This is a genomic window from Nonomuraea sp. NPDC003201 (assembly GCF_053590415.1).
On sequence record NZ_JBSFTC010000301.1, the window covers coordinates 1 to 12,608 of the forward strand.

Consider the following 12,608-nt stretch of genomic DNA (forward strand, 5'->3'; position numbering starts at 1 on the left):
GCCGCCGCGCCCGCCACCAGGGCGCTCTTGCCGATGCCCGCCTCGCCGGTGACGAGCACCAGCGCGCCGTGGCTGTCGAGCGTGCGCTCGACCTCGCCGCGGAGCACGGCCACGGGTCGCTCCCTCCCGATGAGCATCGCCATGCGGGCACCCTACGCGGCCGGGCCGACAATTCAGGGGCCCGGGAAAGATGAAACTTTCAGCCCGAACCCGCAGGTCGGCGGCGACCGCCCCGTCCCCGGTTTGACGTGGACCCGTGCCCGTGCGATCAAAGCAGGCGCGGTTCAGTCCCGTTGGGAAAGCGCTTACCAAAGAGGGAGCGACCTTGACATTCCGATTCCGTTCCACCGTGGTGGCCACAGCGATGGCCGCCGGACTGCTGGCCGCCGTCACCGCGGCGCCACCCGCGCAGGCAGCCCCGACCGACGGCAGCGGCCCCTGGCCCTCGGACACCGGCAGCGTGCACCTCACCTCGACCCGCAACGCCGGCACGTTCTTCGACGGCGGCATGAAGCGCTACTACGGCATCGGCGACGGCGGCCAGGGCGAGAGCCAGGATCCGATGTTCGTCGTGGCCAACGGCGGCACCATCCAGAACGTCATCATCGACGCACCGGCCGGCGACGGCATCCATTGCGAGGGCTCGTGCACCATCCGCAACGTGTGGTGGAACGACGTGGGCGAGGACGCCGCGACGTTCAAGTCGTCCAGCTCGTCGGCGACCTACCTGGTGGACGGCGGCGGCGCCAAGTCCGCCTCCGACAAGGTGTTCCAGCACAACGGCGCAGGCACGCTGACCATCAGGAACTTCCAGGTGCACGGCTCGGGCAAGCTCTACCGCGCCTGCGGCAACTGCTCCACCTCCTACCGGCGGAACGTGGTCATGGACGGCGTCACCGTCCGCACCACCAAGGTTCTGGCCGGGATCAACACGAACTGGGGCGACACGGCCAGGTTCAGCCGGATCACCGTGTACGGCAGCGCGACCATCTGCGAGAAGTACCGGGGCGTCCCCAAGGGCCAGGAGCCGGTGAAGATCGGATCCGGGGCCGACGGCGTGAACTGCATCTACTCTTCGTCCGACATCACCTACCGGTGATCCCTCGAATGTTAGCGCTACCACAACCAGAGAGGCCCGAATGAAACGATTGGCCGTCCTGCCCCTCCTCCTGATCATCACGTTCTTCTTACCCATCCAGAACGCCCTGGCCGACACGAACGTGGCCGGCAGCGCGACCCCGTCCGCCTCCTACACCTCCTCGTGGGAGAGCGTGGCGGCCATCAACGACGGCATCGACCCGCCGAGCTCGAACGACACCGTCAACCGCCGCTGGGGCACCTGGCCCAACACCGGCACCCAGTGGGCCGAGCTCACCTGGAGCTCGACCCAGAACCTCAAGGGCGCCGACGTGTACTTCTTCGACGACGGCGGCGGCGTCCGCGTCCCCGCCTCCTGGAAGCTCCAGTACTGGAACGGCAGCGCCTACGTCGACATCTCCGCCTCGTACCCGGTCGCGGTCAACGCCTACAACAAGGTGACCTTCACGCAGGTCAGCACCACGCGCCTGCGCGTCCAGCTGCAGAGCGGCGCGGGCTCGGTCGGCCTGCTGGAGGTCAAGGCGTGGGCCCCCGACTCCGGCGGCGGCACCTCGAACTGGAACCCGCCCGCCAACCTGGTCACCCCGCTCAACGAGGTCTGGCAGCACGTCGAGAGCACGTACCCCAACCTGTACGGGTTCCGCAACTACGGCTGGGACCAGATCATGGCCAACGGCGGCTCGATCAACTACTGCGTACGCTGGGACACCACCGCCACAGTGACCGCGGCGCAGCGTGACCAGATCCACGCGGCGCTGGGCCGCCAGTTCAAGAAGTGGATGGACGTCATGGCCGGCCACAACGGCTGGCCCTACGCGAACGTGCCGGTCAAGGTCGTGGGCTGGGCCGTACGGGACCGGGCGCAGCTGCAGTGGAGCGACAACTCCGTGGACATCTACGTCAACAACATCCGCGAGAACGCGCCCCAGTGCTCCGAGCCCTGCGGCCGGTTCTTCAACCAGAGCGGCCAGTACCCCAACTGCCCGGGCGGCGCCTCGCACCACTACGACATGTCGCTCTGGCTGACCGCCGGGTTCGGCGGGGGAGCCGGGGGCGACTGGGGGCAGCGGATCGGCAGTGAGTACTACATGTCGAACCTCAACGCCGACAACATCCACATCCTGCTGCATGAGATGGGCCACTCGTTCGGCCTGGACGACTTCTACGACTGGACTCCGACGGGCCAGTGCTGCTTCCTGATGAAGGCGGGCAGCGCGACGCAGATCACGGAGTTCGACAAGTGGATGTTCCGGGACTGGTGGCGGCACCTGAAGAGCCGCTACGGCCTCTGACGAAAGACGAAAGACGAAAGACGAAAGACGAAAGGGGGAGGGCGGCGGGGTCTCCGCCGCCCTCCTTCGTGCTATCCGACGGTGAGCATGTAGTCACGCGTGACGGGGGCGCTCAGCTTGTCGTAGTCCCTGAGCTGGACGGTGAACTCGTACGACCCGGCCTTGGCGGGCTTGCCGGTGACGGCTCCGGTGAACCTGTCGAGGGTGAGCCCCTCCGGCAGAGCGCCGCCGGTGATCTGCCAGTCGTAGAACGGGACGCCGCCCTTGGCGGCGAGCTTGTGCTGGTAGGCGGCGCCGACCGTGGCGGCGGGCACGGTGGCGGTCTCGATCGAGGGCTTGAGGAACGGGGTCAGCTTGCGGTTGAGCTTCCAGCCGGCGTTCTCCGCGATCAGCAGTGACAGCTTGGTCAGCTCCCACCTGCGGGTCGGGAAGACGTGCCGCCAGCCGCCGCTCTGCCCGCTGATCCGGTCCCAGTACGGGTCGTCGCCGGGCACGTGGTAGCTGGTGTCGAGCGGTACGGGGTAGCCCTGGTAGTCGATGACCTCCTGGTCGTCCTTGCCCTTGGAGGCCACGTAGTCGGCCATGCCCTGCCAGTCGCTGTGGAAGGCGACCGCGTGGCCGTACTCGTGCATGACCAGGCCCTCGACGTCGATCACCTGGCCGAGGTCGGTCTTCCACCAGTCCTCGTCCTTGAGCGAGGTGAACAGCTTCATCAGCTGCTCGTCGTACTCGAGGATCATGCTGGTCGAGCGGTGGTAGGGGGTGGGCTTGCCGTTCTGGGTGTGGAACTTGCCGTTGATGGTGGGGTAGCCGGTCGAGTACGGGGTCTGGATGCCGCGGAAGAAGACGTACATGCCGTTGTACGGCTTGGCGTTGGAGACCTCGACCTCGTTCTGCCAGTCATCGCCCGGCAGCCGGTTGACCTCGTCGCCAGCCGGGACCGTGTCGAACGGCTGCAGGTCGAAGAACGCGAACCAGTTCCGCACCGCGGCCTCGGCGGCCTTGCGGACGCCGGGGTCCTTGAAGTAGCCGGTGATGTCGTCGTAGCGGTAGTCGAAGTCGATGGGGATCGTCGGCTTGAGCGGGGTCTTCTCGTCCTGCTGCACCCGGATCGGCATGGTCTGGGTGCCGGTGGCGCCGCTCGCGTCCGTGGTCTTCATGATCCACTGGTGCTGCTCGTCCTGGCCGCCGCTCTGCTTGGAGTGGATGGCCAGCCGTACGACCTCGCGGTCGGCGGGGCCGGTGAGCGTGAAGGACTTGGTCGCCCCGGCGGCCGTCAGCTCGCTCGGCATGTTGAACATCAGCCGGGACGTGCCCTTGGCCTGCAGATCCACCTTCAGCGGATACTGGATGCCGGGGACCTTCGGCGCGCGCACGGTGAGCTCGATGTAGGGGTTGGCGAGGTAGCCCTGCCAGTCCACGAGCTGGACGCCGTAGTCGTTGACCTTGCGGTAGAAGATGTCGAACACGTCCAGCGCGGGAGCGGGCTGGCGTGCGGCGAGGCTGGGAGAGGGGACCGACAGCGCGCCGGCCAGGGCAGCCAGCGCGCTGAAGATGGCGATCTTCCGCATTGAACCCTTCTAGGTGTAGGCCTTCACTTCGAGCAGTCCCACCGAGGCTTGGCCGCTCTGCAGGACCACGCGTAGTCGTGTGGTGCTGATCGGGTTGAACGTGACCTTGTTGTAGGCGTTGACGGCGGTCGGGTACGTGCCGGGGACGTCGACGTAGGCGCTGCCGTTCCAGTACTGGAGCTTCCAGGAGGCGGGCAGGCGCACGCCGTCGGCGTCGTCGAAGAAGTAGACGTCGGCGGATTTGAGGGTCTGGGCGGACGGCCAGGTGAGCTCGGCCCACTGGCTGCCGGTGTTGGGCCAGGTGCCCCAGCGGCGGTTGACGGTGTCGTTCGAGCCGGGCGGGTCGATGCCGTCGTTGATGGCAGCCACGCTCTCCCACGGGGAGGTGTACGACGCCGACGGGGTCGCGCTGCCGGCCACGTTGGTGGAGGTGCCGCCGCCGGTGCCGACCGTCAGCTGGAAGGTCCTGGTCTGCGGCGTGCTGAGCTTGTCGTAGTCACGCAGCTGGACGGTGAAACTGGACGTCCCGGCCGTGGTGGGGGTGCCGCTGATCGCGCCGGTGAACCGGTCGAGCGTGAGCCCCGCGGGCAGGGAGCCGCCGGTGACCTGCCAGTCGTAGAACGGCACGCCGCCCTTGGCCTGAAGGGTCTGGCTGTAGGCCGTGCCCGGCGTGGCCGACGGCAGGGAGGTGGTGACGATGGACGGCGGCAGGAACGGGGTGAGGTTGCGGTTGAGCTTCCACCCGGCGTTCTCCGCGACCAGCAGCGCCAGCTTGGTCAGCATCCACCGGCGGGTGGGGAACATGTGGGTCCAGCCGCCGTTCTGGCCGCTGAGCCGGTCCCAGTACTTCTGGTCGCCGGGGATGTGGTAGCTGCTGTCCAGGGGGACGGGGTAGCCCTCGTAGGCGACGACATCGGGGTCATTGCCACCGGAAGCCACGTAGGAGCGCATCCCGGCCCAGTCGCTGTGGTAGGCGACGGCGTGGCCGTACTCGTGCATGACCAGCCCGTGCACGTCGAGCACCGAGCCCGCGATCTCCGTCTTGTACCAGTCCTCGTCGGCCAGGGAGGTGAACAGCTGCTTGCCGGCCTCGTCGTACTCGAAGATCATCGCGGTCGAGCGGTGCAGCGGGCCCGCGAGCTGCTGGCCGCCGCGGGTGCTGTACTTGCCGTTGGCGGCGGGGTAGCCGGTCGAGTACGGGGTCTGGATGCCGCGGAAGAACACGTACATGCCGTTGTAGGCGGCGTTGTTGGTGACGTTGATGTTGTTCTGCCAGTCGTTGCCCGGCAGGTGGTTGTTCTCCGCCCCGGCCGCCACGGTGTCGAACGGCTGCATGTCGAAGAACCTGAACCAGTCCTTCACCGCTTCTTCGGCGGCGTTCCGGAAGTTCGGCTCGTTGAAGTAACCGGTGATGTTGTCGTAGCGGTAGTCGAAGTTGATGGGCAGGCTGGGCTGCAGCGCGGTCTTCTCGTCCTGCTGCACCCGGATCGGCATCTGCTGCAGGGTCGTCGTGCCGGACCCGTCCCGGATGTTCAGCTTGAGCGTGTAACTTTCATCCTGGCCGGGGCCCCGCTTGGAGTGGATCGCGAGGCGGAACACCTTCTGGTCACTCGCGCTCGCGAACGTCAGCGTCTTGGTGGCGCCGGTGGCGGTGAGCTGGCTGGGCAGGTCCATCATGAGCCTGGAGGTGCCCTCGGCCTTGAGGTCGATCGTGACGGGGTACTGGACGCCGGTCGGGGGTTTGACGGTGAGCTCGACGTACGGGTTGGCCAGGTAGCCCTGCCAGTCGACGAGCTTGACGCCGTAGTCGTTGACGGTCCTGCCGAACATGTCGACGACCGTCGCGGTCGGCGCGGCGGCGTGCGCGGGCTGCGACACGCCGGTGAGTAAGGAGGCGAGTACGACTGCCGCCACGGTGATTCGCCTGGCGCCCCTGGCGGCTTTCGGGGCGCTGCGGCATCCTCGGTCCATCCGGACTCCTTTAAGGATGGGAATAGGTTTTCCCTGGCGCACAGTAAGGTGTTACACAGCACCGGTCAACCCCATCCGCCGCCCTTGCAGCGCCTTGCAGCTCCCTCCGCTACGGGGCGGCGCGGCGGGTGGACTCGCGCAGGACCAGGCTGGCCGGGACGATCGTGACGCCGCCGGTGGCGGGCTTGCCCGCGATGACGTCCAGCAGGTGCCGGGCCGCCATCCGGCCGATCTCCCCCAGGTTCATGTCCACGGTCGTCAGTGGCGGCCGGCACCCCAGCGCCATCGGCTCCCAGTTGTCGAACCCGACCAGCGCCACGTCCTCGGGAACCCGCCGCCCCCGCTCGCGCAGCGTCTCGGCGACCCCGCGGGCGATCTGGTCGCTCCCGCAGAAGATGGCGTCCACGTCGGGCGCGGCGTGCAGCAGCACGTCGGCCCCCTGCCGCCCCCATTCCTCGCTCCACTGCCCGTACAGGATCTCGCCCGCCGGTGACAGCCCGGCCGAGGCGAGGGCGGTGGTCAGGCCCTGGGCGCGCCGCCGCGCGGCCTGGAAGCGCTGCGGCCCGGTGACGTGGCCGATGCGGGTGCGGCCCGTCGCCATGAGGTGGCGGGCGGCCAGCGCCCCGCCGCCCTCGTCGTCCGGGATGATCGACACGTCCGAGTCGTCGGTCGACTGCGTCATCGCGTACACGACGGGAACGGGCAGGTCATGGCCGATGCCGGCGCGCGGCTCGGTGCGCCGCCCCGTGACGATGATGCCCTCGACGCGCCTGGCCAGCAGGCGCTCGACGTAGTGCCGCTCCCTGATCGGGTCGTCGCGCGTGTCGCACATGAACACCGAGATCTGCCCCGCGCCGAGCGCGTCCTCGGCGCCCAGCATCACCGGGATGCTGAAGCGGCCGAAGCTGTCGCCCGTGACCAGGCCCACCGTGTACGTGCGGCCCGCCAGCAGCCCCTGGGCCAGCGGATTGGGCCGGAAGCCGAGCCGTTCGGCGGCGGCGAGCACCCGGTCGCGGGTCTCGTCCCGCATCCGGCCGCGGCCGTTGAGCGCCTTGGACGCGGTGCCGATCGACACGTCGGCCGCGGCCGCAACGTCCCTGATCGTGATGGTCTTCGCCGTCCCATCCGAAGGACTGATCAACCGAGTCCCCTTTCGCACAAGCATCCGCTCTTGACCTGTGATGTATCACACCTTACCCTCCGTTTGAGAAAACCTATTCCCAAGGTTTTCTCAGCGAGGCCCCGAGTTGAGGTTGAGGAGCTTGATGCACCAGAGTCCTGTCGTTCCGTCCAGTCGGGCACTGTGGCGGCCGATCGGCATCAATGACGTCGTCATCACCGGCGGCCCGTTCGCGCGATGGCAGCGGATCAATCATGAGGACAGCATCCCGCTGGGCCTGGAGCAGATGGAGCGTTCGGGCGTGCTGCCCAACCTCCGCCGCGCCGGAGGTGAGGGCGAAGGGCCCTTCCAGGGTTACCGCTTCCAGGACTCCGACCTCTACAAGCAGTTGGAGGCGATCGCGTGGGAGTACGTCCGCGCCCCTGAGCCAGCGTACGCCGAGTTCGCCGACCAGGCCGCGGCCGTGCTGAAGAAGGCCCAGCGGGACAACGGCTACCTCAACTCGCACTACCAGGTCGTCAAGCCGGACAAGATCTACGCCGAGCTCGAGTACAGCCACGAGATGTACTGCGCCGGCCACCTGTTCCAGGCGGCGGTGGCCGCCGCCCGCGCCGGGATCGGCGACGGGGTGGTCGAGGTCGCCAGGCGCTTCGCCGACCACCTGGTGGAGGAGTTCCTGACCGGCGGGAACGACGGCATCGACGGCCACGCCGAGGTCGAGACCGCGCTGGTCGAGCTGTACCGGCTGACCGGCGAGCGCACGTACCTGGAGCTGGCGTCCAAGCTGATCGACAACCGCGGCAAGGGCCTCATCAAGGACAGCGGCATGGGCATGCTGTACGCCCAGGACCACCTGCCGGTCCGCGAGGCCGGCACCGCGGTCGGGCACGCCGTGCGCCAGCTCTACCTGGAGGCCGGCATCGTCGACGTCTACCTGGAGACCGGTGACGAGTCGCTGCTGGAGTGCTCGCTGCGCCGCTGGGAGGACATGGTCGCCACCAAGACGTACATCACGGGCGGCCACGGCTCGCGCCACGACGGCGAGGCGTTCGGCGAGCGGTACGAGCTGCCCTCCGACCGCTCCTACAGCGAGAGCTGCGCCGCCATCGCGAGCATCCACTGGAACTGGCGGCTGCTCCTGGCCACCGGCCACGGCCGCCACGCCGACCTGATCGAGCGCACGCTCTACAACGCCTTCGCCGCCTCCACGTCGGCCGACGGCGTGCGCTTCTTCTACGTCAACCCGCTGCAGCGCCGCTCCGACCTCGTCGAGGACGCCTATCTCGGGCGGCGCAGGGAGTGGTTCGCGTGCGCCTGCTGCCCGCCGAACATCATGCGCCTGGTGGCCTCGCTCGGCTCCTACCTGGCCACGACCACCGACGCCGGCCTCCAGCTGCACCAGTACGTCCCCGGCACCGTGAACGGCCGGGTCCGGATCGAGACCGACTACCCGTGGGACGGGCTCGTCCGCATCACGATCGAGGACGAGGGCGAATGGGAGCTCGCGCTGCGCATCCCCGCCTGGAGCGAGAACACCACCATCGATGACAGCCCCGCCCAAGCCGCCGACGACGGATATTTCTGTATCCGTCGTCAGTGGCGCCGGGGCGACACGGTCGAGCTCCGGCTCGACATGACGCCCAGGATCGTCCACCCCCACCGCAGGATCGACGCGTTGCGGGGCAGCGTGGCCCTGGAGCGCGGACCGCTCGTCTACTGCTTCGAGCAGACCGACCAGCCCGAGGGCGTCGAGGTGGACGACCTCGCCCTGAGCCCCCAGGCACCCCTGCGTCTGAAGCCCGTGGACGACCTCCCGGGCGTCGGGCGCACCGTACTGATCGAAACCGACGCCGCCGCCGTGGACCAGCCGCGCGGCGGATTGCCGTACACCACGAAAACCCTGGCGACCAGCACCAGCGTGACCGCGACCGCCGTCCCCTACTTCCAGTGGGACAACCGGGACGGCGGCCCGATGCGGGTCTGGATCCCCCTCGCGTAAGGAAAGACGCGGATGAGAAGACGCGACCTGTTGAAGCTGGGCGGGCTCGCCGCCCTCGGCACCGCGGCCGCGGCCTGCGGCGGCGGCTCGGGCTCCGGCTCGGGCGGCAAGAACGTGCAGCTCCAGTTCATGTACTGGGGCTCGACGTTCGAGAAGGCGGCTGTCGAGCGGATGCTCAAGCAGTACGAGCAGAAGCACGCGGGGGTGACGGTCAAGCCGCTCTACACGCCCGACGAGTACGACGTGAAGCTCAACACGCTCGTGGCCAGCAACCGGCTCCCGGACGCCGGGTACGTGCCGCTGGCGATGTCGTACCGGCTGGGCCAGCAGGGCAAGCTGGTCAACCTGTTCCCCTATTTGAAGAAATATCCGCAGCTGGCCGGATACCTGCCGGACGCGTACCTGTGGAGCGGCCAGGACAACCTGCACGGTGTCGCGACCGCGAACGAGATCGAGCTGCTGTGGTACAGCAAGTCCGCCGTAGCCGCCGCCGGGGTGACGCCGCCCGCCGACGCCGCCTCCGCGTGGACGTGGGACCAGCTCGTCGAGAACGCCTACAAGCTGACGATCGACCAGAACGGCAAGCACCCGGACGAGTCGGGCTTCGACCCCAAGCAGATCAAGCAGTTCGGCATCTCCAGCAGCATCACCTACGGCGCCGCCTGGTACGGGTTCCTGCGCAGCAACGGCGTCGACTTCGCCGACGAGGCCGGCAAGAAGTGCCTGCTCGACACCCCTGAGGCGATCCAGGTGTTCCAGAACCTGCAGGACCTCATCTACAAGCACCGCGTCGCCCCCGGCCCGGGTCAGCTGGCCGCGACCGGCGACGACGTGCCCGGCACCAACATCCTGCTCAAGACCAAGCGGGTGGCGATGGTGGTGGACGGTCACTGGAGCCTGCTCGACATGAACGAGAGCAAGGTCGACTACGGCATCGGCGTGCTGCCCAAGTACAAGGAGCCGTTCACCTCCTCCCAGGTGGCGGGCGCCTCGGCGGTGTTCGCGGGGTCCGAGCACGAGCAGGAGGCGGTCGAGCTGTTCGCCTTCCACAACGACCCGCGCTACGTCGACCTGTTCGCCAAGGGCCTGTGGATGCCCCAGGAGAAGAAGTACTACGAGGACCAGGCCTCCATCGACTCCTGGACCAAGAACGAGCTCCACCCGCCGGAGTTCCGCACGGCCGTGGTGGACTACGCGCGCGACCACGGCGTGCCCACGTTCGGCAACCGCGTCAAGAACATGTCCACCATCTCCAGCGACGTGCTCACCCCCGCCCTCCAGGAGCTCGAGACCGGCAAGCGCCCGGCCGCCGAGATCCTCAAGGCCGTCGCGCCGAAGATCTCCAGCATGCTCCAGGGCTGGCAGCACTCCCAGGAGCTGTGATGCGCCGCCTCGAAACACGATGGGGCATCCTGATGGCGCTGCCCGCCATCCTCGGGTTCGTCATCTTCACGATCGGGCCCATGGTGGCGTCGGCGTACTTCAGCATGACCGACTGGACGATCGGCGCCAGCCCGAACTTCGTCGGCCTGGACAACTACGCCACCATGGTCCAGGACGAGCTGTTCTGGAAGTCGCTGTCCACCACGACGTACTACACGCTCGGCGCGGTGCCGCTGGTGCTGATCGTCAGCTTCGCCGTGGCCATGCTGCTCAACCAGAAGGTGCGCGGCCTGGCCGTCTGGCGGACGATCTTCTACCTGCCGACGCTCGTCCCCGCCATCGCCAACGTCGTCCTGTGGATCTGGATCTTCAACCCGGACTTCGGCCTGCTGAACTCCCTGCTCCGGCAGGGAGGCCTGCCGGGTTCGCAGTGGATCTACGCCGAGTCGACCGCGGTGCCCTCGATGATCATCATGAGCACGTGGGGCTTCGGCAACACCATGGTGATCTTCCTGGCGGGGCTGCAGGGCGTGCCGAGGCACCTGTACGAGGCCGTCTCGATCGACGGCGGCGGCGCGTGGCGGCGCTTCTGGCACGTCACGCTGCCGATGATGACGCCGACCATCTTCTACAACCTGGTGGTCGGCGTGGTCGGCACCTTCCAGGTGTTCAACCAGGCGTACGTGATGACCGAGGGCGGCCCCAACCACGCCACGCTCTTCTACGTCTACTACCTGTTCCGCAAGGCGTTCACCGAGAGCGAGATGGGCTACGCCAGCGCCCTCGCCTGGACCCTGTTCATGATCATTATGGTGGTCACGTTCCTCATGTTCAGAAACGCCCGCCGCTGGGTCTACTACGAGATGGCAGGCGCGCGATGACCGCCCTGGCGACACCGGACAAGACCACCGTGCGCGGCGTGGCCCCGACCCAGGGGCTGCGCAGACCGCGCAGGTACGGCCGGATCCTGCTCTACGTGGCGCTGGTGGCGGGGTCGATCCCGACCCTGCTGCCGTTCGTCTGGCTGGTGCGCAGCGCGCTCATGCAGGACGCGCAGATGTTCATCTCGCCGCCCCAGTGGATCCCCTCGCCGTTCCAGTGGTCGAACTTCAGCGAGTCCCTCACCACCCAGCCGTTCGCCCGCTACTTCCTCAACACGGTGGTCATCGCCGTCATCAGCGTCCTGGGCACCGTGCTGACCTGCGCGGTGGCGGCCTTCAGCTTCTCCAGGCTGCGCTGGCGCGGGCGCAACGTGGTGTTCGCGCTGCTGCTCAGCGGCGTGATGCTGCCGTACGCGGTGACGCTCATCCCGACGTTCGTCATGTGGCAGCAGCTGGACGCGATCGACACCATCGCGCCGCTCACGGTCCCGAGCTGGTTCGCCGGGGCGGGCGGGGGAGTGTTCAACATCTTCCTGCTGCGGCAGTTCTTCCTGACGATCCCGTTCGAGCTGGACGAGGCCGCCTACATCGACGGGGCCTCGCCGTGGCGGGTGTTCTGGACGATCGTCATGCCGCTGTCCAAGCCCGCGATCATCGTGGTGACCATCTTCACGTTCATCGGCACCTGGAACGACTTCCTCGGGCCGCTGCTGTACCTGCAGAACGAGGAGAACTACACGCTGTCGCTGGGGCTGGCGTCGTTCCAGAGCATGTACATCACCCAGTGGGGCTATCTCATGGCGGCCTCGGCGGCCATCATCGCGCCGATCATCGCGCTGTTCTTCTTCATGCAGCGCTACTTCATCGAGGGGGTCACCCTGACAGGCATCAAGAACTAGGGACGAAGCCCCGTCATTCCTACCGGACGGCGCTACCGACGCACCACGTCGCGCGCCCCCTCCAGCATGACGAGGGCGCGGGGAGAACCGGGAAGGCGCTCGGCCAGCGCCTCCAAGACGGGGAGCAGCACCCGCGCCGGGATGCCCCGCGCCGTGAGGACGTCCGCCATCCAGCCCGCGAAGGAGGAGAGCAGCTCGGGGTCGTCGACGTACAGGGCGGCCCGCAGGTGGTCGATGGTGGCCGCGACGTCCTCGGCGGGATGTCCGAGCCTGCGCTCCGCGTAGGCCGGCGCCAGCTCGGGGACCCGCCGGGTCAGCTCTTCCGCGACACCTCTCACCAGGTCCGCGGCGGACCCGGTGAGGGCGGCGTACTCGGGGCCGGCCAGGTGCGGCC

At 68.0% G+C, this 12,608-nt stretch carries 10 protein-coding genes and 1 pseudogene; 6 read left to right on the top strand and 5 right to left on the bottom strand.

The annotated features are described in order from the left end of the window. On the bottom strand, positions 1-143 hold a 143-nt coding region (locus tag ACWDX9_RS50705; RefSeq protein ID WP_449968683.1), incomplete at its 3' end, for an ATP-binding protein. 182 nt (positions 144-325) lie between these two features. Here ACWDX9_RS50705 and ACWDX9_RS50710 point away from each other — a divergent pair. After that, positions 326-1,099, top strand: a complete 774-nt coding sequence (locus ACWDX9_RS50710) for a pectate lyase (RefSeq protein WP_449968663.1) — start codon at positions 326-328, stop codon at positions 1,097-1,099. Positions 1,100-1,139: 40 nt separating this feature from the next. Next, positions 1,140-2,390 (top strand): hypothetical protein, encoded by a 1,251-nt coding sequence (locus tag ACWDX9_RS50715; RefSeq protein WP_449968666.1) that lies wholly within the window; start codon positions 1,140-1,142, stop codon positions 2,388-2,390. A gap of 71 nt (positions 2,391-2,461) precedes the next feature. Here the strand turns inward: ACWDX9_RS50715 and ACWDX9_RS50720 are convergent, their stop codons facing one another. The 3 genes from ACWDX9_RS50720 to ACWDX9_RS50730 form a co-directional block, all read right to left on the bottom strand. Further along, entirely contained in the window at positions 2,462-3,961 is a 1,500-nt protein-coding gene (locus ACWDX9_RS50720; RefSeq protein ID WP_449968669.1) for an Ig domain-containing protein, read from the bottom strand. 9 nt (positions 3,962-3,970) lie between these two features. Beyond that, positions 3,971-5,932 carry an Ig domain-containing protein gene (locus tag ACWDX9_RS50725; RefSeq protein ID WP_449968672.1) on the bottom strand — a complete coding sequence of 654 codons (1,962 nt, stop codon included), beginning with the start codon at positions 5,930-5,932 and terminating at the stop codon, positions 3,971-3,973. A 109-nt stretch (positions 5,933-6,041) separates the two neighbouring features. Further along, complete coding sequence (locus ACWDX9_RS50730) at positions 6,042-7,073, bottom strand: LacI family DNA-binding transcriptional regulator (protein ID WP_350736589.1); 1,032 nt, start codon at positions 7,071-7,073, stop codon at positions 6,042-6,044. A gap of 124 nt (positions 7,074-7,197) precedes the next feature. Between ACWDX9_RS50730 and ACWDX9_RS50735 the strand changes: the two genes are divergently transcribed. From ACWDX9_RS50735 to ACWDX9_RS50750, 4 genes are read left to right on the top strand one after another with little or no spacing between them, the layout of a single operon-like run. Then, complete coding sequence (locus ACWDX9_RS50735) at positions 7,198-9,051, top strand: glycoside hydrolase family 127 protein (protein WP_449968675.1); 1,854 nt, start codon at positions 7,198-7,200, stop codon at positions 9,049-9,051. 12 nt (positions 9,052-9,063) lie between these two features. Then, positions 9,064-10,434 (top strand): extracellular solute-binding protein, encoded by a 1,371-nt coding sequence (locus ACWDX9_RS50740; RefSeq protein WP_363980020.1) that lies wholly within the window; start codon positions 9,064-9,066, stop codon positions 10,432-10,434. After that, positions 10,434-11,315, top strand: coding sequence for a carbohydrate ABC transporter permease (locus ACWDX9_RS50745; protein WP_449968679.1), 882 nt, complete (start codon positions 10,434-10,436; stop codon positions 11,313-11,315). Before ACWDX9_RS50740 ends, ACWDX9_RS50745 begins: the two co-directional genes overlap by 1 nt. Next, positions 11,312-12,214 (top strand): carbohydrate ABC transporter permease, encoded by a 903-nt coding sequence (locus ACWDX9_RS50750; RefSeq protein ID WP_449968681.1) that lies wholly within the window; start codon positions 11,312-11,314, stop codon positions 12,212-12,214. The genes ACWDX9_RS50745 and ACWDX9_RS50750 overlap by 4 nt, the downstream gene beginning before the upstream one ends. A gap of 32 nt (positions 12,215-12,246) precedes the next feature. Here the strand turns inward: ACWDX9_RS50750 and ACWDX9_RS50755 are convergent. Next, positions 12,247-12,608 (bottom strand): annotated as a pseudogene (locus tag ACWDX9_RS50755) (cobalamin-binding protein); the annotation flags it as partial.